The 24,014-nt window shown below is 55.7% G+C and carries 22 protein-coding genes and 2 riboswitches; of the genes, 17 read left to right on the forward strand and 5 right to left on the reverse strand.

Annotated features, from left to right (window positions below):
- Nucleotides 1-740: 740 nt before the first annotated feature.
- The 3 genes from HIJ39_RS03115 to HIJ39_RS03125 all read left to right on the forward strand — a co-directional run bounded on the left by HIJ39_RS03115 (nt 741) and on the right by HIJ39_RS03125 (nt 3,473).
- A complete protein-coding gene (locus tag HIJ39_RS03115; protein ID WP_169096594.1) occupies nt 741-1,445 on the forward strand; it encodes a hypothetical protein in 705 nt (234 codons plus the stop codon).
- Nucleotide 1,446: 1 nt separating this feature from the next.
- Complete coding sequence (locus HIJ39_RS03120) at nt 1,447-2,250, forward strand: glycosyltransferase family 2 protein (RefSeq protein ID WP_169096596.1); 804 nt, start codon at nt 1,447-1,449, stop codon at nt 2,248-2,250.
- A 65-nt stretch (nt 2,251-2,315) separates the two neighbouring features.
- Entirely contained in the window at nt 2,316-3,473 is a 1,158-nt protein-coding gene (locus HIJ39_RS03125) for an amidohydrolase (protein WP_169096598.1), read from the forward strand.
- 117 nt (nt 3,474-3,590) lie between these two features.
- On the opposite strand, the gene HIJ39_RS03130 is transcribed toward HIJ39_RS03125, so the two are convergent.
- From HIJ39_RS03130 to HIJ39_RS03150, 5 genes are all read right to left on the reverse strand, one after another.
- Nucleotides 3,591-4,991, reverse strand: a complete 1,401-nt coding sequence (locus HIJ39_RS03130; protein WP_169096600.1) for an MFS transporter — start codon at nt 4,989-4,991, stop codon at nt 3,591-3,593.
- 190 nt (nt 4,992-5,181) lie between these two features.
- Nucleotides 5,182-6,579, reverse strand: a complete 1,398-nt coding sequence (locus tag HIJ39_RS03135; RefSeq protein WP_207711447.1) for an MFS transporter — start codon at nt 6,577-6,579, stop codon at nt 5,182-5,184.
- Between the two features lie 106 nt (nt 6,580-6,685).
- Nucleotides 6,686-7,543, reverse strand: a complete 858-nt coding sequence (locus HIJ39_RS03140; RefSeq protein ID WP_169096602.1) for an SDR family oxidoreductase — start codon at nt 7,541-7,543, stop codon at nt 6,686-6,688.
- Nucleotides 7,540-7,866 (reverse strand): NifB/NifX family molybdenum-iron cluster-binding protein, encoded by a 327-nt coding sequence (locus HIJ39_RS03145; protein WP_169096604.1) that lies wholly within the window; start codon nt 7,864-7,866, stop codon nt 7,540-7,542. The genes HIJ39_RS03140 and HIJ39_RS03145 overlap by 4 nt, the downstream gene beginning before the upstream one ends.
- 15 nt (nt 7,867-7,881) lie before the next feature.
- A complete protein-coding gene (locus HIJ39_RS03150; RefSeq protein ID WP_169096606.1) occupies nt 7,882-8,820 on the reverse strand; it encodes an MBL fold metallo-hydrolase in 939 nt (312 codons plus the stop codon).
- Between the two features lie 124 nt (nt 8,821-8,944).
- Nucleotides 8,945-9,050, forward strand: a riboswitch (SAM riboswitch).
- 50 nt (nt 9,051-9,100) lie between these two features.
- On the opposite strand from HIJ39_RS03150, the gene HIJ39_RS03155 reads away from it, so the two are divergent.
- From HIJ39_RS03155 to HIJ39_RS03220, 14 genes are all read left to right on the forward strand, one after another.
- Nucleotides 9,101-10,234, forward strand: a complete 1,134-nt coding sequence (locus HIJ39_RS03155; RefSeq protein ID WP_169096608.1) for a RuBisCO large subunit C-terminal-like domain-containing protein — start codon at nt 9,101-9,103, stop codon at nt 10,232-10,234.
- Nucleotides 10,231-10,899: an MtnX-like HAD-IB family phosphatase gene (locus HIJ39_RS03160; protein ID WP_207711448.1), complete on the forward strand. Its 669-nt coding sequence runs from the start codon at nt 10,231-10,233 to the stop codon at nt 10,897-10,899. Before HIJ39_RS03155 ends, HIJ39_RS03160 begins: the two co-directional genes overlap by 4 nt.
- Nucleotides 10,896-11,531: a methylthioribulose 1-phosphate dehydratase gene (gene mtnB, locus HIJ39_RS03165; RefSeq protein WP_169096610.1), complete on the forward strand. Its 636-nt coding sequence runs from the start codon at nt 10,896-10,898 to the stop codon at nt 11,529-11,531. The genes HIJ39_RS03160 and mtnB overlap by 4 nt, the downstream gene beginning before the upstream one ends.
- A 26-nt stretch (nt 11,532-11,557) precedes the next feature.
- Nucleotides 11,558-12,100 (forward strand): cupin domain-containing protein, encoded by a 543-nt coding sequence (locus HIJ39_RS03170; RefSeq protein WP_169096612.1) that lies wholly within the window; start codon nt 11,558-11,560, stop codon nt 12,098-12,100.
- Nucleotides 12,078-13,238, forward strand: coding sequence for an aminotransferase class I/II-fold pyridoxal phosphate-dependent enzyme (locus tag HIJ39_RS03175; RefSeq protein ID WP_243239306.1), 1,161 nt, complete (start codon nt 12,078-12,080; stop codon nt 13,236-13,238). Before HIJ39_RS03170 ends, HIJ39_RS03175 begins: the two co-directional genes overlap by 23 nt.
- Before the next feature lie 261 nt (nt 13,239-13,499).
- A riboswitch (cyclic di-AMP (ydaO/yuaA leader) is annotated at nt 13,500-13,649 on the forward strand.
- An 81-nt stretch (nt 13,650-13,730) separates the two neighbouring features.
- Entirely contained in the window at nt 13,731-14,912 is a 1,182-nt protein-coding gene (locus tag HIJ39_RS03180; RefSeq protein ID WP_169096614.1) for an ABC transporter ATP-binding protein, read from the forward strand.
- A gap of 11 nt (nt 14,913-14,923) precedes the next feature.
- The gene (locus tag HIJ39_RS03185; protein ID WP_169096616.1) at nt 14,924-15,574 is read left to right on the forward strand and encodes an ABC transporter permease; all 651 of its coding nucleotides are present in this window, start codon (nt 14,924-14,926) and stop codon (nt 15,572-15,574) included.
- Nucleotides 15,575-15,607: 33 nt separating this feature from the next.
- Complete coding sequence (locus HIJ39_RS03190) at nt 15,608-16,528, forward strand: ABC transporter substrate-binding protein (RefSeq protein ID WP_169096618.1); 921 nt, start codon at nt 15,608-15,610, stop codon at nt 16,526-16,528.
- Nucleotides 16,529-16,766: 238 nt separating this feature from the next.
- Complete coding sequence (locus HIJ39_RS03195) at nt 16,767-17,981, forward strand: quaternary amine ABC transporter ATP-binding protein (protein ID WP_169096620.1); 1,215 nt, start codon at nt 16,767-16,769, stop codon at nt 17,979-17,981.
- Nucleotides 17,981-18,880, forward strand: coding sequence for an ABC transporter permease (locus tag HIJ39_RS03200; RefSeq protein WP_169096622.1), 900 nt, complete (start codon nt 17,981-17,983; stop codon nt 18,878-18,880). Before HIJ39_RS03195 ends, HIJ39_RS03200 begins: the two co-directional genes overlap by 1 nt.
- Nucleotides 18,877-19,755: a glycine betaine ABC transporter substrate-binding protein gene (locus HIJ39_RS03205; protein ID WP_169096624.1), complete on the forward strand. Its 879-nt coding sequence runs from the start codon at nt 18,877-18,879 to the stop codon at nt 19,753-19,755. Before HIJ39_RS03200 ends, HIJ39_RS03205 begins: the two co-directional genes overlap by 4 nt.
- 239 nt (nt 19,756-19,994) lie before the next feature.
- The gene (locus tag HIJ39_RS03210) at nt 19,995-21,194 is read left to right on the forward strand and encodes an MFS transporter (RefSeq protein ID WP_169096626.1); all 1,200 of its coding nucleotides are present in this window, start codon (nt 19,995-19,997) and stop codon (nt 21,192-21,194) included.
- A gap of 229 nt (nt 21,195-21,423) precedes the next feature.
- The gene (locus HIJ39_RS03215; RefSeq protein WP_169096628.1) at nt 21,424-22,017 is read left to right on the forward strand and encodes a DUF4149 domain-containing protein; all 594 of its coding nucleotides are present in this window, start codon (nt 21,424-21,426) and stop codon (nt 22,015-22,017) included.
- 93 nt (nt 22,018-22,110) lie between these two features.
- On the forward strand, nt 22,111-23,922 hold the full coding sequence (locus tag HIJ39_RS03220; protein WP_169096630.1) for a M61 family metallopeptidase: 1,812 nt from the start codon (nt 22,111-22,113) through the stop codon (nt 23,920-23,922).
- Nucleotides 23,923-24,014: the final 92 nt, after the last annotated feature.

Genomic DNA, 24,014 nt, shown 5'->3' on the forward strand with positions numbered 1-24,014 from the left:
CTTTTTGGGAGTCACTTATTGGATCGCAAAACCCTTGACTCTCTGCCTCAGAACACTATCCTTTACAATCTCGAACAAGTAGATCCTGGGGCTCCCTGGCTGTCCGGTCCGGTTCCGTCAGCAATGCGTAAGCATGAAGTTTGGGACTTCAGCGAGGTTAACATCCAACGCCTAGTCCAGCTGCACATTGCGCCCCGGCTACGATGGGTCCCGATAGGATACGTTCCTGAGCTTAGCAGGATCCCTAGAGCATCCGACCAAGATATCGATGTGTTATTTTATGGGTCTCTTAATCCGAGACGGGAAACCGTCCTTCAAAAATTGAAGGAAGTCGGTCTGAGAACGGTTCACTGCTTCGGGGTATACGGCAAAGAGAGAGACCAACTTATAGCCAGATCCAAATTGGTACTTAATATGCATTTTTACGACAGCGGTATCTTTGAGTGGGTGCGCGTATTCTACTTGTTGGCCAATCACAAGGTGGTGGTATCCGAAACAAGTATTTTAACCTCATTCGATCAAGGCGCCACTACCGCTGTCAAATTTAGCCAATATCAGGATTTGGTTGAGACCTGCCGAGAAGTTCTTTCGAGACCAGACGAACAAGAGAGACTGATTGACGCGGGAGTTCATTACATGAACTCGCGCAGTGAGGACGCCATTCTAAAATACGCCTTGCAAGCGCCGACGGTTCAGAAGCCCGTAGTCAACCAAACAGGAACTGTTGGTCAGAACGGTAGGTGCAAAAATTGAAGAAGTTCGCATCGTACCTGAACATGATCAAGTACCTGACAGACACCCCCGTCACCATCGGAACGCTAATTCGATACGAGCCGATAATTAGATTAATCGTAGAATCTTCCGGTGTTATTGGCTCCATTACCGAGGTTCTTCCTAACGGAGACGGATTAGCAGCACTTCTTAATATTCCGCTCAATCAGGTTACAAAATCCCCGGCTTCACGGAAACCACGCAATGTTACTGAGTTAACCTACGATGCTTTTGTCGAGCGTGGAAAGGATTCTGACCTCTTGGTCTCTTTAGACGGCCCGATGATCTTTCCGCTAAACGAGCGAAAGGGCTTCATCGACCTTCTAGCTGACCATACGAAAAAGTTCCTTGTCACCTCCTATCCTTTGGAGCATTGCGCGTTAGACGTTGATTCCTTTGGGTTGCTAACACCCCAAGACACACTCTCTCGCGACCTAGCAGGTAATTTCTCAATGGGTTACTCGACAAGTGAAATGCTTCCCAAGAATTCTGTCCGTAAAATAACTGAATGGAACGAGCCAACGCTGATTCATCTAATGGCTTCGTACAGCAACCTTGTCTTAGCGAGTCCAATACTAAAGGCTAAAATTCTGGATTGGATCCTTGAGAGCCAAGTTTTGAGCGATAGCGATCCCATATATCGAAAAACATTCCTGTACGAGGTGGTACCCTAAATTGCTTTCGGTAATAATCCCCTGTTACAATGTAGAGCACTATATAAGTGAGTGTCTCGCTAGCGTCCTTCTTTGGAAGGATGCCGAAATTATAGTCGTGGACGACGCCTCCACGGACGGCACTGTCGAACAAATTAACAGGATGCTGTCGCATGCCGACGCTAATGTGCAACTTATTCAACTTCGGCAGAATGCTGGACCGTCGCATGCTAGAAATGTCGGGATATCCCGCTCGTCCGGCGACTGGTTGTTTTTTGTCGATTCAGATGATGTCGTTCTTGGTGGTACGGAAAATTACGCCGCCCAACTGGCTCAGGGGTTGAGGACTCATGATGTCATATATCCCGAAATGATTGTCCGTCACGGTCGGACGAGTATCGGCAAACGCTATTACCAAGACATTCTTAATGTTTCGCCGGAAAAAATACTTCGCGACAACCCAATTCAGCACCTCCTAGTATCCAATTATATCGGTGCATTCGCATTCGTTTCTCGTGATGCGATCGGAGACATGCGGTTCAATGAAAACCTGCGAGCGTACGAGGATTGGGACCTATGGCTGCGCATGATGCTTAACGGAGCACGGTTTAAGTTCGAGCCAACCCCAATGGGTGTATATCGAGTCGGACGTGAAGGTTCATTGAGTACGGTAATCCTCAGGTCTAGCAGAAATCGAGTTCGAAGTAACTTACAAATTTTATCCTTAAACTATGAACGAGTAGTTGGACAGCCAGAAGCCCAACAATCCATAATGCGACGAATGCGACAACTAGCAGTAGAATTGATGTTACACCCGGAAAATTGACTGCACGACCGGGTTCCAACGGTCCCTATCCCTGCTCAGCGAATATTAGTCCAAAGGAGTAAGATATGCTCGCAATCACCAAGGGCCGTATCGAAACGGTCTCTCATGGATCCATTCCCAATGGTACCATCCTCATTGGGGATGACGGGAAGATTAAGGAAGTCGGCTCCAACGTTACCATTCCTGCGGGTTGTGAAGTTATCGATGCCGCGGGCCAATACGTCTTCCCCGGCTTTATCGACTCCCATTCCCACATCGGCATATTTCCCGATGGCGAAGCCCAAGGGTCGGCCGACGGCAATGAACTCACCAACCCCATTACCTCGGGGGTCCGCATCATTGATGCCTTCAACACCGTCGATGTGGCGCTGAAGGATGCCATTCGCGGCGGCATCACCGCTGCTTGGGTCACCCCGGGGAGCGGCAACGTCATTGGCGGTCAAGGCTCCACCCTGCGTCTTTGGGGAGAACATATCGACGACATGATTCTAAAGTCCCCGTCGGGCATGAAAGGTGCCATGGGTGAAAATCCCAAGCGCGTATACGGCAATAAGAACAAAATGCCGTCCACGCGTCTCGGCGTGGCGAAGGTGATGCGCCAGGCATTTTTCGATGCCCAAGAGTATGCCCGGAAGATGGAAAAGGACCCGGACACCAAACGCGATCTCGACATGGATGGCTTGCTATTGGTCCTAAACCGCGAAATTCCCTTCCGCACCCATGCCCACACGGCTGATGACATCTTGACGGCTATGCGCATCGCCCGGGAGTTTGGCGTCGACCACATCATCGAACATGGCACCGAAGCGTATAAAGTCGTTGACGAGCTGTTAAGAAACAACATTCCCGTGTCCTGCGGGCCTGCATTGGTAGCCCGGGTGAAAGTGGAGGTCCGCGGCCGTTCCTTCAAGACGCCGGGCATCTTGGCCAGAAATGGCGTCAAAGTCTCCATCATCACCGACCATCCGGTGGTTCCTGAGCAGTATTTAGTCGTGAGCGCCGCCTTGGCGGTTCGCGAAGGGATGGAGGAACAAGACGCCATCCGCGCGATAACCCAAAACCCCGCTGACATCTGCGGCGTCGGCGACCGTTTGGGATCCATCGATCCCGGAAAAGACGGAGACGTGGTGATCTGGGACGGCCACCCATTCGAGTATAAGAGCAAAGTGGCCAAGACCATTATCCTCGGAAAAGTGGTCTATGACGCCAGTCAAGATGCTTGATGGTGCCAGCGCGAGGGGCCTCCATGCCGAGGCCCCTTTTTCTTGCGGAAAGAAAAAGCCCCCGGCACGTCTCGTCGAGGGCAACTTGGGGTCATTGTCAATGAAACTTCTATGCCACTAGGCGTTAATGGCTTTTGGGTTAGTCACCATTTCTTCTTCACCCGAAACATGCTCCAAAGATTGCTGGCTCGGTTCGGGCAGCACCAACGTTAAGAGGAAGCCTGCAACAGCAAACAAGAAGGTGATGAGCAGCGTGCCGCTCAATTTCAATGTTGACTCCAGAACCGGGAAGACGAACACCCCGATGAAGGCACCCACTTTGGCTACCCCAGCAGAGATCCCATGTCCGGTGGTCCTGACGCTGGTCGGGTATACCTCCGACGCCATGACGAACGTGGTGGTGTTGGGGCCGAATTCGGCGAAGAAGTAGCTGGCGCCGAAGACCAACAAGAACGGCAGTACCATGCTGGTCATGTGCGGGACAATGCCAATGACGCCAAACGCCAACCCCATGAAGGCAAACCCAATGAGCTGCAGCTTCCGGTGCCCGATTTTGTCCATCTTCAAGGTCGCTAAAATGTATCCGGGCACGGCCGCCACAGCGAAGATAATTAGCGTCCATGCCTCATCGGTAATCACGGCTGCGTGAGGCGCTACCGCCTTCAAGACCAGCGGCATGGAGATGGAATTGCCGTAATATGCATAGTCGAAGAGAAACCATGTCCCTGCGGTGCCGATCAGGGTAATTAGATACTTGGGGTTGGATATGAACTGCCAGAAACTCATCCGCGCCGTTTCCACCTTTGTGGCAGGAGCTGAACTGGTGCTGCTGGCACCCGCAATACGGGAAATCGCCGATTGCGCCCCGGCGACGTCACCTTTTACCCGCGCGGCATAACGAGGCGATTCCGGCATACGCATCCGCATGACGACAACCGCCAGAGCCGGAATAGCTCCAAAACCAAGCATCAAGCGCCAGACTAACGCATCGGGAATGCCGGAAGCTAGAAGTGTGATGGCCACAATTGGACCAACCACTAAACCGGCAGCCTGCATGGAGAAGACCATGCCGACCAGCTTGCCGCGATCCTTGGTGTTGGCATATTCGCTTGTCATCACGGCGCTCATCGGGTAATCCCCGCCAATGCCCACGCCCATGATAAAGCGGGCTACCAGCAGCCAGATGATGTTCGGCGAGAAGGCTGATGCCAGCGCGCCGGCGCCGATGATAATAGCCACTAAAACATAAATCTTTTTGCGACCGATGACATCGCCCAATCGGCCAAAAATAAAAGCCCCAACAAACGCTGCAATCAACGCCGTGGAGCTTACTAAGCCAACCATATACTTGTCAGGAGCCCATTGGGCCTTAATCAAAACCATGGCCACACCGATGATGAAAAGGTCATAGGCATCGGTGAAAAATCCCATACCGGACACAATAACGGAGCGAAGATGGAACAGACTCAGGGGTGCATCGTTCAAATTTTCGAGAACACCCGCGTTGTGACTCTCCATGATTGTCCTCCTGTTCAGTGACAACGACCCTACGCTGACATTGTCGCAGCGTCGTGTTAAGCGCTGATAAAGAAATCATGAAGAAGCGGTTACGATTATGTTAAGACCGGGTTAAAATTTGTCGAAATTTCAACTCCGGCATCGAAAAAATCCCGGCCTCGCTCAGGCGCAAGACCGGGATTTTCGGTTGTTAGGCGTTGATGGCCGAGGTCGTGTGTTCGTCCTCTTCGCCCGAAATGGCCTCCAGCGAGCGCTGGCTGGGTTCCGGGAGTAACAGGGTGAGCAACACGCCCACGATGGAGAACCCGAAGGTGATCAGAAGTGTCCCATTCAGACCTGCCGCCTTCTCCAAGAGCGGGAAGACGAACACTCCAATGAACGCTCCGACTTTAGCCACACCCGCGGAGATACCATGGCCCGTAGTACGCATGCTGGTCGGGTAGACCTCCGACGCCATCACGAACGTGGTGGTGTTGGGGCCGAATTCGGCGAAGAAGTAGCTGGCACCGAATACAATCAGAAACGGCACAATCAGGTGGGTCATGTTAGGCACAAGTCCAATAATCCCGAAGGCCAAGCCCATGAAAATGAAGCCCAACAACTGCAGTTTCTTGTGGCCGATTTTGTCCATTTTGCTAACCGCCAACGCATAACCAGGCACGGCCGCTACGGCGAACACAATCAGTGTCCATGCATAAGTCGCAATCGGGGATGCACTCGGAGCCACGCTCTTCAAAACCAAGGGCATCGAAATCGAGTTACCGTAATAGGCGTAGTCGAAGACGAACCAAGAGCCCGCGGTTCCCAGCAGGTACAAGAGATACTTGGGATTCGAGATGAACTGGCCGAAGGTCATGCGGTTGACTTTCGCCTTGACCTCACGCGACACCACCGCCAACTGGCGTCCAGCAAATTGCGACAAGCTCTTTTGTGCTTCGTCGGTCTTGCCTTGAACCCGGGCCAAGTAACGGGGCGACTCCGGCATACGGCTTCGCATCCAAATCACGGCACCGGCGGGAATGGCGCCCAAGCCTAGCATCAACCGCCAAGCGATGTCTGATGGAATGCCCGAACCCAAGAGAGTGATGGCGACAATCGGACCCAAGACCAACCCGACAGCCTGCATTGAGAATACGAGGCCAACCATCTTCCCACGATCTTTGGTGTTGGCGTACTCACTCATCAACACGGCACTCACCGGGTAGTCGCCACCGATCCCAACGCCCAAGATGAATCGGAAAATCAAGAGCCATGTCAGGTTAGGCGAGAACGCTGAGGCAAGAGCACTGACGGCCATGATGATTGCTAAAATCCCATAAATCTTTTTCCGGCCTAGAACGTCTGCGAGCCGCCCAAAGATGAAGGCTCCTACAAACGCGGCCACCAAAGCGCTTGACCCCAAAAGCCCGACCTGAGCATGGGTCAAGTGCCACATTGGCTTAATCAAAACCAACGCCGCCCCGATAATGAAAAGGTCATAAGCGTCGGTGAAAAATCCCATGCCGGACGTGAGCACGGCGCGAAGATGGAACAAACTGAAAGGAGCATTGTTTAGGTTTTCAACTGCGCCCGCATTGCGGTTGTCCATGACTGTCCTCCTATTCATCAATAAAAGCGACGACCTTGCGCTCTCATTGTCGCAAGGTCGTGTTATGACGCGATGAAGGACTGATAAAGAACGGGTTAGGGTTTTGTTAAGGAGCCGTTAAGAGCGGACTCAAATCCAAGTCCTCAAGACGGTCTTGAATCGCATACGTTGGGTGGTTGCTGATAAGTCCGCCGTTCAAGGGACGCTTGGCGGGAAGCGGCAAGTCGGCGACAGAGATGGATTCGATTGTCCGGGTGGGGAACCCGGCCATCTGGGCAATCCGCTCCACGAAGGCCAACCGCGTCAAGCGCTCGGGCCCAGCCAGATGCAGCACCCCGCGGTGGCCGTCGAGGAGCGCCTGCAATGCGTGGCGCGCCAAAGGCCCCGCCGGGGTCGGGGTATTGATTTGATCCGCGGCCGACTTAATCGGCTTGCCGGCCTTAAGGTCTGAGAGAACCCGGTAGACAAAATTACGCGGATTGGGCTCGTCGCTGTAAATCCATGCGGGCCGTACCACCAGCGTTTGTCCGTACGCCAAAAGCGCCTGTTCCGCCTCCACCTTATGTTGTCCGTAAACTTGCAAGGGATGCACCGCATCGTTTTCGCGATAAGGCCCGTCAAAGCCGTCAAACACGTAGTCGGTCGAGAAATAGACCAATGGAATGTTTGCCCGGCGGGCCACGGCCATCACATTCTTGGGCCCTTCCACATTGACTTGATAGCTGAATTCCGGTTCTCGCTCGCACCGATCCACATCCGGCATGGCCCCCGGAATCCATACGGCATCCGGCGCCTCGTTGGCGAAGGCGGCCTCCACGGCATCGCGGTCTGTCATATTCAGCATCACCATGCCCGGCTGCGGATGGCTTAAATAGGTGCCGCCAACCGCATGGCCCGCTTCAGTCAACGCTTTGATAAGGGCATGCCCCACCTGGCCGGAGGCACCGATTACTAAATGCTTCATCGCGCGTACTGGGCTGCAATGTCTCGGACATTGCCGGAAACATCCACCACCACGCTGATGTTCATCTTATCCAGCATGTGCTGCATACCGGGCCCCATGTGGCCAGTGATGACACGCTGGACGCCATGATCCATGAGAAATTTGGCAATGCGGGCATGGTGGGAACCTTCCCCGCCCTGGTCATGCAGTTCATCCCAGCGAACGTTGTACTCTTCCCAACGTTGAATCTCGCCGTTTTCCGCCACCTCAACCACCGCTACATCGTGAGCGCGGCCCCAACCGCCTCCAACCTGACCGCCTTGAATGGAAATGCATATGACCATCAATCTCACCTCGTGTTAGAGCTTGCCTGCCGCCTTCTTTTGCAGATAGACGAGAATTCCCTGGCTATTTAACATGATATCCAAGTTGAGGGCCGACACATCCGCGCCGGGGTGCCCCTGCTCCGCCAAATCCTCAGCCACTGCTTGGCGAAGAGCGTCCTGGACGGCGCCTAGCGAAGAATCGGGTCCGAGTTCCGGTAAAATACGTTGAATCGCGTGAATCCCTCGGCGCGAAAAGCTGAACGCCTCCTCGGCCGGTTCGGTCACCCCGAAATGGGTGTGATAGATGCGGGACAGATTAAGCGCCTGCAAGCGGTCCAGTGTTTCGAGCATCACATCTGGATCGAAGTCGGACGGGGTGGTGGTTGGAAACCCGTAAACAAAGTCCCAGGCCGTATATCCCGGCGCATAACGGATGCCCACAGTATCTCCGGAGAAAAGCCCCATGGTCTTTTGGTCCAAGACACAGGCATGATGCTTCGCATGCCCCGGGGTGTCAAAAAAGACCAATTCCCGATCGCCGGTATTCAGCACACTATGGTCTGGATGCACCACCACCCGGTCTTCTGGCACCCGCATCAGCGGCCCAAAGATTTCATCCATTTGCTCGCCATAGACGGCCCGGGCCCCTGCCTCCAATCGGCTTGGATCGACCAGGTGCCGCGCTGCCCGTGGATGGCAGTGCAGCCGCGCTTTCGGTGCGGCTTGCATCATCTGCCCCACACCGCCGGCATGATCGAGGTGCACATGCGTGACAATGATATGGCGCAAGTCCTCTGGGGCAACGCCCAGTTCCCGCAGCCCGTCGACCAAAACATGGTGGCTCCGTGCCGATCCAGTTTCCACTAAAATCGGTTCCTGGGATCGGATCAAATATGCGGACGATCGTTCCGGCCGGCCTTCTTCGAAAAGGTCGATTCCGTCAATCCCGTCGCCTACATGAAATACAGCCATCGTTTTCACCTCGCCGCTAGTATACCGCCTACTCGCCGCCTCAGGAGGCAAGAATTGCCGAAAACCCCATATTGACAGACGCTCTATTCCTGCGTAATGTATTCCTCAATTGTATAGCGTATTTCTCTTATCCAGACAGGCAGAGGGAACGGCCCGATGATGCCTGGGCAACCGGCCCCCAGTAGGGACGCGGTGCCAACTCCGACGGCGTACGTGCCGAGAGATGAGAGAGGAAAAGATGATCTTGCCCTCTTTCGTCCGTCGGAAAGGGGGATTTTTGTTGGACTACATCACCGCAGGGTACCGTGTGCCCTGGGACGACAACTTGGCCAAAAAAGCCGAGGCCATCGCGGTGGGTATGACGGTAGGCTCATGGACGGACCTTCCCGACACCAAGAAGCCTCATCTTCGCCGTTTTCTGGGCGAGGCGGGGGCTATTCGCCACGACGGCGAGAGCGGCGTGTTTGAAATCCGGTACCCGGTGGATAACGTCAAGCCCTCCATTAGCTCACTCTTAACCGTTATGTTTGGAAAATTGTCGTTGGACGGCCAAATTCGGTTGGAGTCGCTGGATCTGCCCGCATCCTACACGCGAAATTTCTCGGGTCCGGCTTTGGGCATCCCCGGAATCCGGAAAAAGCTCGCGGTCCGGGGCCGCCCGCTGGTCATGTCCATTTTTAAAAGTGAAAATGGCCGCACACTGTCGGAGTTCCGGGAAGCCTTTGAGGAGCAAATTGGCGGTGGCGTGGACTTAGTCAAGGACGACGAGATTTTTATGGCCGATGAGGCGGCGCCGCTTCGCGATCGGATTCTGGCCGCGGAAGAAGGTCTGGCTCGGCGCGAAGCACATACCGGACAAAAGGGATTTTATATTCCCGTATTAAGCGGAACCCCGAAAGAGGTGCTCGTTCAGGCAGAAGAAGCGGCTGAAGCCGGAGCCAAGGGATTCCTCATTGCCGCCTATACCCTCGGATTAGACATCTTAAGCGACCTGCAGGCGGTGGCTCCCGGTGCCCTTTTGGTGCTGCATCCCGCATTTTCCGGCGGTCAAGTCGCATCGCCGAGTTACGGTATTCATCCCGCCTTGTACTTAGGCCTTTTGCCTCGCCTGGCCGGTGCTGACGTGGTACTCTATCCCTCACCCTATGGGTCGGTCGCCATGCCGCGAGACGAATCGCTTAAAGTGGCCCAGGAACTGAGAACCCCAGCGGTCCAAGCTCCTGCGCTTCCAGGACCTTCGGCGGGCATTCACGTGGGTATCTTGCCCCAGCTCTTTCGCGACTTTGGATCCGACGTGATTATTAATGCCGGCGGCGCTGTTCACGGCCATCCCGAAGGAACCCGGGCGGGCGCCCAGGCGCTTCGAGATGCCGCTGATCGGTATCAGGACATCATCGGGGAGGTGACATTATGAGCGTACCGTTTGTGGTGGTCTCTGACTTTGACGGAACCATTACCGAACGTGATTTGGTTGTCGCACTCACCACACGGTTCAACCCTGCCAACCAAACCGTGGTGGACCAAATCAACGCGCGCCAATTGCACTTGAAAGAGGGCTTGGAAATTCTCTTTCAAACGTTGCCGAGCGCCGATCGCAGCACGTACGAAAGCTTTTTGCGGAACGAAGCCATCTTTCGGACTGGGTTTCACCGCTTTGAGCGCCTTCTAGAGGACGCCCGCATCCCGTTCTACATCGTATCCAACGGACTGGACTTCATGTTGAACGCCGTGCTTGGAGAGAACAGTCCCCATGCCGTACGGATGGCCAATCAGGCGCGCTTTGACGGGGAGGTCATTCAAATTGGGTGGCAGTACCCCTGCACACCCCCCTGCCCCGGCGGCTGTGGTCTATGCAAACACGCCGTGGTGGAAGAACTCCGACGGCGGTATCAGGCTCCGGTCGTGTTCATTGGCGACGGGGTGACGGATTTCAACGGTGCCCTCCACGCCGATACCGTGTTTGCCAGAAGCCGTCTCGCGGATTTTCTGGAGCAAGCGGGGAAACCGTATATCCCGTTTGACAGCTTTGACGACATCATGACTCAGCTCTTTGTCCCCGTCGAGGGAGGTGCCTCATGAGCGACTTTGAACGGCGGACCGTCGACACCCTCATTGGCGTTGCCGGCGAACTCGCGACACGCGGATGGCTTCGCGCCACATCCGGAAACCTCTCGGTCAAGGACCCGGACTCCGGCCGGATTTATATCACCCGCAGCGGCTCCGACAAGCAGCGGCTGACCCCTGCCGACGTGCTGACGTTGTCCGCCGAAGGGAATATCCTGGCCGGCGTTGGCAAGCCTTCGTTCGAGACGCCCGTGCATCTCGCCATCTATCGGCACACCTCGTCCGGCGCCGTCTTTCACGTTCATACCGTGTATAACAATTTGGTAAGTCGATATGCCGACGATATGGGTGTGCGTTTTCACGATCACGAGATGCTAAAGGCGCTGGGACATTGGCAAGAAGACGCCGCGGTAACCCTCCCGGTGGTGCCCAACTTCGCCCACATTCCCCAATTGGCGGAGGCGGTGGCCCAAGCCGTGAATCCCAGAGTACCCGCCGTATTGTTGAAGAAACATGGCATCTATGCCTTCGGCGAGACAGCTGATGCCGCATTGCGCCATCTGGAAGCCTTCGAGTTTCTATTTGAATGGCTCTGTCTGGATCGCTTAAGCGAAGCGGCGGCCAGACACCCTGTGACACTTTCCTAACTCCAATTCTGAAAAGAGGTTATGACATGGCTCACATTTATGATCAAACCCATCAGCGCACCATCCCCCAAGAAGATCAAATCGCATATTTGCGCGACCATGGCATCCACTACGAATTTTGGCCGGTCGATGCCGTTCCCGAGGCTCTGCGGCGCCAAAGTGGGCTGTCCGAGGCTGAACAACAGCAAGTATTGGACGCGTTTAAGAGCCACCTGTCCCGGCTCGCGGAGCAATTCGGCTATATCTCCCATGACCTGATTGTATTGAACCCGGAAAGCACTCCCAACTTGGAAGAACTTTTGACGAACTTCGAGCGGGTCCATTGCCATACCGAAGATGAGGTGCGTTTCATTGTGGACGGAGAAGGTGTCTTTACACTGACCCGAAATGGCGATACCTTCAGTGTTACCGTCACGCCGGGCGACCTGATTTCAGTGCCGGCCGGCACGGAACATTACTTTACGCTCACGGATCGCCGAAACGTCAAGGCGATTCGACTCTTTCAAACCAAGGAGGGCTGGATCGCCATTTACAGCGACCAGCCTAATGCCGTTCATGAAGCCCGCTGACCGCATCGGGCGTTTGCCGCATCAGTTGTTCGCGGCCTTGGTCGAACAGGTAGAGGCCAAACGCCAGCAAGGAATTGACGTCATCAACTTAGGGCAAGGGAATCCCGACGGGCCCACCCCGCCCCATATCGTCGAAGCGCTGCGAGAAGCCGCGGGCAATCCGCGGTACCAGCGCTACATTTCCTTCCGCGGGCTCACCTCGTTGAAGGAAGCCGTCGCCGAATGGTATTGGACCCATCATCAAGTCCGGCTGGATCCGCTCCGCGAAGTTGCCATTTTAATCGGCAGCAAGATCGGGCTTGAAGAAATCTCGCTGGCGCTCGTCAACCGCGGCGATCGGGTGCTGGCGCCCGATCCCGGATATCCCGATTATCTGTCGGGAATTGCTCTAGCAGGTGGAGAATTAGTCCCGTGGCCGCTCCTGGCCGAACATCAGTTCTTGCCGGATTTGACCGTGTGGCCGGACCGCATTCGCCTGGCGTTTCTCAACTATCCCAACAACCCCACGGGAGCGACAGCCCCGGCGCCCTTCTATGACGCCGCCATCGCCCAGGCACTCCGGCACGGCACCATATTGGCCCACGACTTGGCCTATGGCGACATTGTTTTTGATGGCAAGAAATCCGTGAGCCTGTTGAGCCGACCTGGCGGCAAGAAAGCGGGTATCGAGTTCACCACCCTGTCCAAGTCCTACAACATGGCCGGATGGCGAATCGGCTTCGCCGCCGGCAACGCCGAGATTATCGGATATCTGGAACTCTTGCAGGACCACCTGAATTGCAGCCAATGGGGTGCAATTCAAGAGGCGGGACGAGCCGCTCTCTTGGGTCCTCAAGATTCCGTGCTAGCACTGAGGGCGGAGTATCAATCCCGGCGCGATGCCTTTATTAATAAGGCTGCACGGGCGGGCTGGAAAATACCAAAAAGCCAGGGGTCCATCTTCCTCTGGTGTCCGGTGCCCGCCACGCAGACGGCGCTGAAATGGGCCGAGACCTTTTTGGAAGCATCGGGCGTTGTCGTTGCGCCCGGAAGCGGCTTTGGTTCCCACGGCGAGGGATTTATCCGCATCGCTTTGACAGAGCCCATTCCCCGATTAGAAGAAGCCGCCCAGCGCATGGCGTCGGTTATGGCGGGATAATTCGAACCGGAAAGGCTCCGTAAAATAGTCTTGAGGGCCTAAACAACCCCGGCTGCCCACCCCAAAACAATGACGGGTGGGCAGCGCGCGTTAATGAGTCTCCGGAAAGATGACACCACTTGTCCGTCGTATGTCACCCTCCTGAAATATGAACCGCTCTTTCGCAAAGATGTCAGAATCCCACGATTGGGGTATAATAGCGTCAATGCGGAGTTTCCGTCCGCCGATTATTTAGCGTTGTTTTGAATCCAATTGAATAGAATTGAAAGAACGCCGAGCTGCTCCTACAGGAGCAGACGGGGGAATTTTTGGTCTCCACGTGTGGGGACCTTGGGGCGAATGCAGGAATGCAGGGGCGATCTCAGCGTCCCAGTCCGACAACTAACCTCGCAGGCGTGCTGGGTAGGATTGATACCTCCCTCCCCTTCACGGCAGTGAACTTTTTACATTCGCGCCCAAGGTCCCCCTATTCCTATGAATAGGCGGTGAACCATGGAAGATCTTGCCCTACGATTTGACAACATCGGGAAAGTCTATCCCGATGGAACCCGCGCCGTCTCGGGATTTACCCTTGACATTCGACGCGGTGAATTCATTGTGTTGATTGGTCCATCCGGATGCGGCAAGACAACCACCTTGCGAGTGATAAACCGGCTCATTGAGCCCAGCTCCGGCACTATTTTCATTGATGGCCGTGACTTCCGGCAAATTCGGCCCGTCGAACTGCGACGGCGCTTGGGCTATGTCATCCAGCGCATTGGCCTGATGCCGCATTTAACCATTCAGGACAACATCACCTTTGTTCCCCGACTCAACCGGGTGCCAGCTGCCGCGCGGCGCACGCGGGCAACGGAACTATTGGAAATGGTGGGGCTGGACCCCGCCCAATATCTTGACCGCTACCCCGCAGAGCTGAGCGGCGGACAACAGCAGCGCATTGGCGTTCTACGGGCGCTCGCCCACGATCCGGACATCATTCTCATGGATGAGCCGTTTGGTGCCCTCGACCCCTTGATGCGCGATCAGTTGCAAGACGAGCTTAAAAAATTGCAGCGCACTGTCGCGAAAACCATCATTTTTGTCACCCACGACATGGATGAGGCGCTGACCATGGCAGACCGCATTGTGCTCATGAAGGAGGGCGAAATCGTGCAAGTCGGAACGCCAGAAGAGATGTTGCGCCACCCCAAGGATGCCTTCGTGTCCCAGTTTATTGGGCGTCATCGTATGCTTCGCCAAGCCAGTGAGGTAGCGGTGGGCGAAGTGATGTTGAAGAACCCGGTGACGGGAAGCCACTCCATGGGCATAGCCCAGTCGTTGGAACTCATGCGGCGTAGACGGGTGGACAGCATACTGGTCACCGACTCGGAGGGACGGCTCCTTGGGGTGTTGGGGTTGGCCCAAGTACAAAGCGCCATCACCGAGGACCGTCGGTGCACGGCCGAAGAATTGGCAGCCAAGGAACCGGCGCTCAGTCCCCAAGATCCCGTGCTGGAAGCCATGCATCGCATGCTGGCAGAACAGCGTTCAAGTGTTCCCGTGGTAGATGATCAGGGCCGGGCCATTGGCCTGGTCACGCAAGGCACCTTAGCCGGCCTTTTGGGCGACGCCCTTAAAGTCGCGCATGAAGCGGAACCCGAGCCGACACCAAGATCGCTCCACAAGCTCGCATAGGAGGGACGCGGATGATATTTGTCCACACCTGGCAGTTCTTTTTATCGCATACCCAACAAGTCGTTCAGGCCACCGAACAGCAACTCTACTTAGTGGCCATCCCCATGATCCTGGCCATTGTCATCGCCATCCCGCTCACCATTTTGTCGACGCGCGTGAAGGCGCTCTATGGGCCGGTGATTTGGTTTGCCAATGCCATGCAAACCATCCCCAGCCTGGCTCTCCTTGCGCTGATGATCGCCATTGGCATGGGCATCGGAACGGTACCGGCCGTCATAGCGCTCTTCCTATACGCCCTCATGCCCATCGTCCGGAACACCTACGTAGGCATTCAAGGAGTGGATGACGGGGTCAAAGATGCTGCTCGCGGCATGGGCGTCACCACCTGGCAAATGCTCTTCATCGTGGAGCTGCCGCTCGCCCTTCGCGTTATTATCGCGGGCGTCCGGTCCGCCTTGGTGGCCACCGTCGGATTCGCAACCCTAGCCTCCCTGATTGGAGCGGGTGGACTCGGCAACCTGATCATGGAAGGCATGGGCATGGCCAGCAACTCGATCGTCCTAGCCGGCACCGTCCCAGCAATTATCTTGGCCTTCTTGGCCGATGGCATTATGGGACTCATTGAGCGGGCGCTAACGCCACGGGGACTCAAAGTCAGCTGAAGCGAACCCCAAAAATGAGGAGGACATCCATTGATGAAACCACAAGCGAAATTAGGCACCGTTGTCGGCATTTCCGCACTGGCCGCAGTTCTTGCGGGGTGTGGCAGCGCCAGTGCCAGCGGCAAGGTCACCAGCATCACCTTGGCCTCGCAGGACTTTTCAGAGCCACGTATTGACGAGTGGATTATTAAAGATTTGATTCAAGCTAAGACCCACCTTAACGTGAACATTAAGTACACGACTGGCGCCTCGGGGCTGCTGCACAATTTAATGAAGGAAAATGCCATTCAGGGATATGTCGGGTATGATGGCACCGAATTCACGGGCCCGCTAGGACAATCCTATACCGGCAAATGGCGAGGCCACCCCAATCAAGTCGCAGCTTACGTCCGTCAGCAGGAAGCGAAGCAGTGGGGATTCTGGGTGTCGCCGTCGCTGGGATATCAAGATACCTATGCCTTAGGCGTGACCGAAGCGACCGCCAAAAAATATCATCTCACCACCGACTCCTCAGCTATCCCCTACGCGAAGAATTGGGTGATCGCCACCGACCCCACCTTCCAAGAACGCCAAGGCGACGGATACGATGCCTGGATTAAAGCCTACGGGCTGCATTTCAAGGCTGCCAAGGCCATGGATTACAGCCTAATGTACGAGGCCTTGGCCAAGGGCTCTGTACAGGCCGCCGTCGTTTATTCCACCGACGGCCGCTTAAAGAAGCTGCACGAGGTGCCACTTAAGGACAACAAGCACTTTTTCCCGCCATACCACGGCATTCTCATCCTTAATCAAAAGGTGGAACAAGAGTATCACCTGAACAAAGTGCTAGCACCGTTATGGGGACGAATTACCACCAAGGAGCAAACCAAACTGAATTATGAGGCCGATGTGCTCAAAGAAAGCCCGCAGCAAATTGCCAAGCAGTGGCTGAAAAGCCAAGGATTATTGAAGTAGCGTGAGGTGGAAAAGGCCCCTTCCCAGCTGGCCATGGTGACGTAACCGTCGTCGGGTGAGGGTACGTGCACCTCGACCTTTGCCTTTATCTACCAGAGCGGCTTTGGAAAATACCGGCTGGTTCACATTTGGCAAACCTTTTGTCATAATTAATCTTACGTCGGCATACACATAAATTGGGGTCTGTAACCTTTGTGCGCGTGTTGGCGTCTTACTTTCGGGCTAAGGGAGGGGTTTTTTGAGTAGCGTCATCACAGCAGACCATGTCAACAAAATATTTGGTCCGCCAAAGGAAATTTCCCGGGCTCTCAGCATGATTCGAGACGGGGACTCGCGAAATCTCATTCGGGAACGGACAGGATGCTTAGTGGCGGTGCGGGACGTTTCCATCGCCATTAATCCTGGAGAGTTGTTTGTCCTAATGGGGCTCTCGGGCAGTGGCAAATCCACTTTTTTGCGTTGCCTCAATGCCATTATTCCCGCGACCAGCGGAACCATCACCATTGCCGGAACCCCACTGAATCCCAACGATCAGCGAGCGCTGACGCGTCTGCGCCGTCAACACATGACCATGGTTTTTCAACATTTTGGCCTTTTGCCGCATCGTACCGTCCGTGACAACGTCGGCTTTGGCCTTGAAATTCAAGGACAATCTCCGGATCAACGGCAACAAGCTGTCCTGGAGGCCCTAGAGCGCGTTGGACTTCAAGAGTGGGCCAATGCAAAGCCCAGTGAACTCTCCGGCGGGATGCAGCAGCGCGTAGGTATAGCGCGGGCTTTAGCCACCGGCGCGCCCATCATGTTGATGGACGAACCCTTTAGCGCCTTAGACCCCCTCATTCGCCGCGAGATGCAGGATGAGCTGTTGCGTCTGCAGCGGGATTTGGGGCAAACCATTGTCTTTGTCACCCACGACCTCAATGAGGCCATGAAACTGGGAGACCGAATCGGCATCATGCGAGAAGGCGAGCTGGTTCAGGTTGGCACAGCGGAAGAAATCCTCTCGTGCCCGGCCGACGACTACGTCGCACAGTTTGTCGAAGACATTGACCGCGGACGGGCGCTGACGGCGTCGGCCATCATGCGCAAACCCGATCCGCTCTCTGTAAACATGGGTCCCCGCAGCGCTGTGCGGCAAATGCGGCAAGCAGGGCTTTCATCAGCCTTCGTGGTAGACCGGAACAACCGCTTGGTTGGCATTTTGCGCGTCGACCATGCTGCTAGGGCTTTGGATCAAGGTCTTGACTCGATCCGAACCTTGACGGACAGCAATGTGCTCACTGTGGCGCCAGAGGACCCGGTGGTGGACGTCGCTCGGGGCGTGGCCACGGAACGGGTTCCGGCGGCCGTCGTGGACAGCGATCGCAAATTGCTGGGATTGGTCACTTGGGTGGACATTGTTGCCACCGTAGGTGGCCTGCCCGTCCAAGAAGCCGTTGGGGGTGAGGGCTGATGCCGCATATCCCGATTGGCACATGGGCCACGGATATTGTTACCTGGATGCAGAACCACTTAACCGTGGTCTTCACCATCATCGCCTACGTCTTTAACCATGTGGACCAGGTGTTCACCGTCATCTTCGCCAACAGCCCATGGATAGCCGCTCTAATCTTTTTTGTGCTGGTGGCGTTAGCGGTGCGGGGTTGGGGCATGGCGCTCGCCGTCCTCATCGGCGGATTGCTGGTGCAAGACATGGGACTCTGGGCCACCACCATGGATACCTTGGCGCTGGTCATCACGTCAGGGATCATTGCGTTGGCCATCGGCATTCCGCTTGGCATTTGGGCCGGCCAATCACGTCGGGCGCGTACGGTGATTCGACCGATCCTAGACTTTATGCAGACCATGCCGCCCTTTGTGTATTTGATCCCAGCGGTTTTGTTCTTCACCCTCGGGACCGTTCCGGCCGTGTTCGCCACCTTTATCTTTGCGACACCGCCCGTCATTCGCCTCACGGAATTGGGACTCCGGCAGGTCCCCGAAGAATTGGTGGAAGCCGGCGAAGCCTTTGGCGCCACAACGGGGCAAATCATGCGGAAAATTAAGCTTCCACAAGCGATGCCGAGCATTCTAGTGGGCGTGAATCAAACCATCATGCTGTCGCTGTCCATGGTGGTCATTGCGGGCATGATTGGGGCTGGTGGTCTCGGTTCGGATGTTCTGAAAGGCATTTCCACGTTAAACATCGGCGAAGGCTTCAAGGGGGGCCTGGCGGTGGTGTTTATGGCCATTTACCTCGACCGCATTACCGAGCGGTTCGGAGAGGGCAACGTGTGGATGAGCGCGCTGTGGAAGCGCTCGCGGAAGACGCAACAGGTTCAAACCATTAACCAAGGAGGCGTGGCATCGTGAAAAAGTTACTCGCATTAGGTTCGTTGGCGGCCATGACCGCTGTCATTGCGGGGTGCGGCAGTTCGACGGGAGGCAGCTCGACTTCATCCTCGGCATCCGCCAAAACCATTACCATTGGTTATATTGACTGGCCGGAAGACGTGGCTGCGAGCAATCTCTGGGATCAAATCCTGACCAAGAAGGGCTACCACGTCAAGCTGGTCAATGCGAGCGTTGCGCCTGTGTTTGTCGGGGTGGGACAGGGCACCCTGAACCTCTTCATGGATGCCTGGCTTCCGCACACCCAAGGGTCCTACTGGAACCGTATCAAGGCCAACGCGATTAAAATCAACAGTTGGTACACAAGCCCCACCAAGGAGGGCTTCGTGGTACCAGATTATGTCAACATCAGCACCACATCGCAGTTGAAGAGCCATGCCTCGGAATTTAACAACCAGATTATCGGCATTGACCCGGGCGCTGGTGAAATGGGGCTGGCCCAGAAAGCCATCAAGTCATATGGTCTGCCCGAACAGTTGGTGTCATCCTCAGACTCCGGCATGTTGGCGGCGCTGTCCAAGGCGGAATCGCAGCACAAGCCAATCGTCGTCACGCTATGGAGTCCGCACTGGGCGTTTGCCAAGTGGCATCTCAAATACTTGAGCGACCCGAAAAACATTTTCGGCCCCGCAGACCACATCTACACGATCGCCAACAAGTCGTTTCCAAGCCAACACCCCACCGTGGATAAGTGGCTGAAGAACTTCCATATGAATCAGGCCCAGTTGGGTCAGCTGGAAAACGACATCAACGCCGTACCGTCAAGCCAAATCAATTCGGCGGTCAACAAATGGATTTCCCAGAACCAAAGCTTGGTCAACAGTTGGACTAAGTAAAGGTTCCCTTTCCCTGGGTGGCCAAACAAAAGGCCACCCTCTTTTTTCGGGCAACCGGATTTTAGGGTTAATCGCGCTGTCTGGTATCATCATGGTTATCGGTTTCTGCCTAAATTCCGGGACGAATCGGAGACGGCAGGCGTCAACAGGGGACGTTAGCTCTTTCCGTTTCCCATCACTTAATGCGATGTGGCACGTCCGCCCGTGAGAAAGATCGCCACACCATGAGGAGGTCTCATATGTTGTCTCCCCAGTCTTCGACAGACGCTCAGACGCTACATCCCACCGTCAAGGCGGCCGGATTGGTCAGCTTCTTCACCGATTTTTCCACCCAAATGGTCGGCCCCCTCTTGCCGCTCTTTTTGACCAGTGTGTTAGGCGCGCCAGTATGGGTATTCGGCCTAATGGAGGGCGTCGGCGCCGGGATTGCGGGCGTGTTGAAGGTGTTCGCCGGGTGGCTCTCGGACCGGCTCGGCCATCGAAAATGGCTGATGATGGCGGGATACACGCTATCCAACTTGGCCAAACCGGCATTTGCGCTCACCGGCACTTGGGGACCTGTCTTCGCCATTCGCCAGGTGGAGCGCATCGGCAAGGGATTTCGCACCGCGCCCCGGGACGCCTTGTTGGCGGATGTCACGACGCCGGCCAATCGCGGACGCTCGTTTGGGTTTCGGCGGGCGATGGATGAGCTGGGCGCCGCCTTGGGACCACTCGCCGCAAGTGCCGTACTGTTGTGGTCACATGATCGACTCCGCCTGGTCTTCGCTCTGACGCTCATCCCTGGTCTTGCAGCAATTCCCTTCCTCCTCCGTCTGCGCGAGAGCCGTTCGGCCACGGCGCCCGAGCATCGTCCGCGCCCGCGCCTTGGCCTGCGCCATTTGCCCGCCCCGTTTCGGCACTTTATGCTGGCCGCCGGGCTGTTGGCGCTCGCCACCTTTTCCCAAGGCTTTTTGGTGCTCCGGGCCCGTTCTTTGGGGATGCCTATTATCCTCATCCCGCTGGCCTACTTTGTAATGAATGGTGTGGCCAGTGCGCTGTCAATGCCCAGCGGCCGCCTCGGCGATCGAATCGGCCAGCGGCCGGTGCTGTTGGGCGGATTTGTGCTGCTGGCCCTAGCTTACCTAGGATTTGCTATTGCCCACACCGCCGTATGGATTTGGTCGTTGATGGCGCTCTATGGCGTGTTTGTCGCCCTCGTCGCGGGCAATCAAAAGGTCTATGCCACTGGACTCCTTCCCCGGACCGATCGGGGTACTGGACTAGGCACATTCAATGCCCTCTTGGGCTTTGCGGAGCTAATTGCGTCGCTCGGCGGGGGAATTCTCTGGGAGGCAGCGGGTCCCAAGCTCCCGTTCCTCGTCGGGGCCGTCGTCGCGGCCGTCGCGTTCGTGACGTTATGGATTGTCACCGATGGGTCAACCCTGCCAACGTCCTAAGTCAACCAGGATCGGATAGTGAGTGAGCGAATCGCTCAACCCATTTAGGGCTCGACGCGGGAACCCTGCCTATGAATTCCCAAGCGACTCTCCGCCGCCGACCGAAGATCCCGGACATCGCCCTCCGGACGTCCCGCTTGGCCCAGCAGGAATAATCTCCTTGACGGCGAACTTCGACATCAAGAATGAATGCCCGAGAAAAACTAATCCATGTGAAGGGAATATCGTCATGCGCGATGTCAATGCTGCTTCCACGAATGCCCCGACCCTCGAGCCGCTGATTCCCGTTAAACGGCTTACCTGGTGGGTCTTGGCGTTGCCGGCATTACTGGTTGTGTCGCTCGCCATCCACAGCTTCTATCTTCTCTTACTAAGCCACGTCATGGCGGGCTGCCTCTGGACTGGTGCCGACATTTTTATGGGCTTCATTCTCGGCCCGGTGTGGAAGCACCTCGACCCCCAGCAGCGCCAAGCGGTGCAACGCCGGCTAGTACCCAATACCTTTCTCTATATGCCGGTGCTCGCCATTACCACCGGCACCGCCGGTTGGTATGTCGCCCAGTATGACGGATTTATCGAATCCGCCACGCCCATCTTTCCCTGGGTGGTGGCTGCCGGCGTTGTGGTGGTGATTTTAACGGTCGTCGGCTTGGGCATCCTGTTGCCAACCAACCTAAAAGTGCTCAACGAGGTGCGAAAGCCCAACCCTGACCCCGAATTGTTAAAGCAATGGACCTTTCGAACGCGTCGACTCGCGACCATTCAAGGTCTGTTTCAGGTCATCATTATGATTATCATGGCGTATTTGGCTATCGCCCCTTAATTTTTCCGCGGGCAGGAATCTCAACGTCGGTCGCGAATATCTACGGGTCTTTGGGAAAGGCTTGGAGACGATGACACGATGTGGAGGACTGCTATGTCAACACCTAGTTTTCGCTTCACGGTGGACTGCCGGAAACCCGGATATCACGTTTACCATATGACGCTGAACGCATCCGGGCTAGCCGCGGGGCGCCATACGCTAACACTGCCGGTATGGACGCCGGGCGCCTACGAGGTGCAGGATTTCGCGCGGCATGTCTTTGATATGGCGATTACCGTCGCCGACAAGCCGGTCGAGGTCTATCATCTAAGCAAGAACCAGTGGGGATTTGACACCTACGGAGAGTCTAGCGACGCGACCATCACCTACAAGGTTTACGCCTTTGAACTGGGGGTGGATACCAGCCATCTTGACCAGTCCCACGCCTACTTCAACGGCGCGCAACTCTTCTTTTTGGTGGACGACTTCAAAGACGCCCCCTATGACGTGGAGATTCAAGCTCCCCCGGGCTGGCACGTGTCGACGGGCCTCGACTCGGTCAACCAGGACCCGTATCACTTCCGGGCGCGGGATTATGACATTTTAATCGACTCGCCGGCCGAAATTGGAACCCATCGGGTACTTAGCTTTACGGTAGACCAGAAACCGCATCATTTAGCCATCTGGGGCCATGGAAACGAAGATGCTGAGAAGCTGTTGGCGGATGTTGAAGAGATTGTAAAAGCACAACGGGATCTCTTCGGCGGGTTGCCTTATGACCACTACACCTTTATTCTGCATCTTTCCGACCGGGGCACCGGGGGCCTGGAGCACTTAAATTCCACCACCTGTGGCACCGGCCGTTTCGCATATCGCCCTCGCAAAAAATATCGGCATGTGCTGCAGCTCATCTCCCATGAATTCTTCCACCTCTGGAACGTCAAACGCATCCATCCTGAAATGCTGGGGCCCTTTGACTATAACCGCGAAGTCTATACGCGGCTGCTCTGGGCGATGGAAGGCTTCACCGACTACTTCGCCACATTGGCGCTCCGCTACGCCAATCTCTTCACGGCCGACGAGTATCTGAAGAATCTGGGCGACAACATCAAAGCCTACGAAAAGAAGCCGGGGCGTTTCGTGCAGAGCTTGGCGGAATCGAGCTTTGACACCTGGATTAAGCTCTATAAGCCGGACGCCGACTCCCCGAACCGCACCATCTCGTATTACCTGAAGGGCGATTTGGTGGGAACATGCCTCGACTTGGAGATTCGAAAGCGCACCAATCTTCGCTACGGCTTGGATGAGGTGCTACGCCGGCTGTACGATCGCTATGCGGCCCACGGCATTGGGTTTCCGGAGTCGGTATATCAGGAAACGGTGGAAGAAGTCGTGGAAGGATCCATGGAGGACTTCTTCCAGAAGTATATCAACGGGACCGCTCCGGTTCCCTTCGATCAATTTCTTGGTTATGCCGGTCTCAAGCTAGAGCGCACCTACAAGAACCCCGACCAGGAGGATCAGGAGGGCGAGGGGCCGGATAAAAGCCAAACCTCTTCTCCCTTGGCCTGGCTGGGTGTCGATGCCGCCCTTAATGACGCCAAGGATTTGGTCGTCAAGTTCTCGTATACCGACGGGCCGGCCGCTGAAACGCTCAATCCGGGCGACCACATTTTGGCCGTCAATGGCTACCAGGTCAAAACCGAGGCGGATTTAAAGGATCGCATCAGCGTAGACCACGCGATTGGCGACCCCGTGGAGGTCACCGTCTTCCGCCGGGGACATTTGGAGACCCTCTCCATCGTCCTAGGAACGGCGCCGCCGGACGAGGTCAAAATTATCCCTCAGGACGATGCCCGTGAGGATCAGAAGGCCTTGTACCAGAACTGGCTCCGGGTGCCGTGGAAAGCGGCCAAGCACCACTAGCCAAGGTCTTTAAGAGCGGCTGACTCAAAAGGTTCCTGGGCCGTGATACCATCCCTAAAATGTGCCCCTTTTACCCCGGTTAGTGGAGGAAG

The sequence above is a fragment of the Sulfobacillus harzensis genome (genome assembly GCF_012933365.1).
In the GTDB taxonomy this organism is placed as follows: Bacteria; Bacillota; Sulfobacillia; order Sulfobacillales; family Sulfobacillaceae; genus Sulfobacillus_B; species Sulfobacillus_B harzensis.

Excerpts from the sequence above, each read along its gene's own strand:
- HIJ39_RS03200 (WP_169096622.1), top strand. The coding sequence starts at position 17,981 with ATGCCGCATATCCCGATTGGCACATGGGCCACGGATATTGTTACCTGG.
- HIJ39_RS03150 (WP_169096606.1), bottom strand. The coding sequence starts at position 8,820 with ATGGCTGTATTTCATGTAGGCGACGGGATTGACGGAATCGACCTTTTC.
- HIJ39_RS03210 (WP_169096626.1), top strand. The coding sequence starts at position 19,995 with ATGTTGTCTCCCCAGTCTTCGACAGACGCTCAGACGCTACATCCCACC.
- HIJ39_RS03220 (WP_169096630.1), top strand. The coding sequence starts at position 22,111 with ATGTCAACACCTAGTTTTCGCTTCACGGTGGACTGCCGGAAACCCGGA.
- HIJ39_RS03185 (WP_169096616.1), top strand. The coding sequence starts at position 14,924 with ATGATATTTGTCCACACCTGGCAGTTCTTTTTATCGCATACCCAACAA.
- HIJ39_RS03140 (WP_169096602.1), bottom strand. The coding sequence starts at position 7,543 with ATGAAGCATTTAGTAATCGGTGCCTCCGGCCAGGTGGGGCATGCCCTT.
- HIJ39_RS03180 (WP_169096614.1), top strand. The coding sequence starts at position 13,731 with ATGGAAGATCTTGCCCTACGATTTGACAACATCGGGAAAGTCTATCCC.
- HIJ39_RS03135 (WP_207711447.1), bottom strand. The coding sequence starts at position 6,579 with ATGGACAACCGCAATGCGGGCGCAGTTGAAAACCTAAACAATGCTCCT.
- HIJ39_RS03215 (WP_169096628.1), top strand. The coding sequence starts at position 21,424 with ATGCGCGATGTCAATGCTGCTTCCACGAATGCCCCGACCCTCGAGCCG.
- HIJ39_RS03145 (WP_169096604.1), bottom strand. The coding sequence starts at position 7,866 with ATGGTCATATGCATTTCCATTCAAGGCGGTCAGGTTGGAGGCGGTTGG.
- HIJ39_RS03190 (WP_169096618.1), top strand. The coding sequence starts at position 15,608 with ATGAAACCACAAGCGAAATTAGGCACCGTTGTCGGCATTTCCGCACTG.
- HIJ39_RS03175 (WP_243239306.1), top strand. The coding sequence starts at position 12,078 with ATGCCGTTCATGAAGCCCGCTGACCGCATCGGGCGTTTGCCGCATCAG.
- HIJ39_RS03130 (WP_169096600.1), bottom strand. The coding sequence starts at position 4,991 with ATGGAGAGTCACAACGCGGGTGTTCTCGAAAATTTGAACGATGCACCC.
- HIJ39_RS03160 (WP_207711448.1), top strand. The coding sequence starts at position 10,231 with ATGAGCGTACCGTTTGTGGTGGTCTCTGACTTTGACGGAACCATTACC.
- mtnB (WP_169096610.1), top strand. The coding sequence starts at position 10,896 with ATGAGCGACTTTGAACGGCGGACCGTCGACACCCTCATTGGCGTTGCC.
- HIJ39_RS03170 (WP_169096612.1), top strand. The coding sequence starts at position 11,558 with ATGGCTCACATTTATGATCAAACCCATCAGCGCACCATCCCCCAAGAA.
- HIJ39_RS03125 (WP_169096598.1), top strand. The coding sequence starts at position 2,316 with ATGCTCGCAATCACCAAGGGCCGTATCGAAACGGTCTCTCATGGATCC.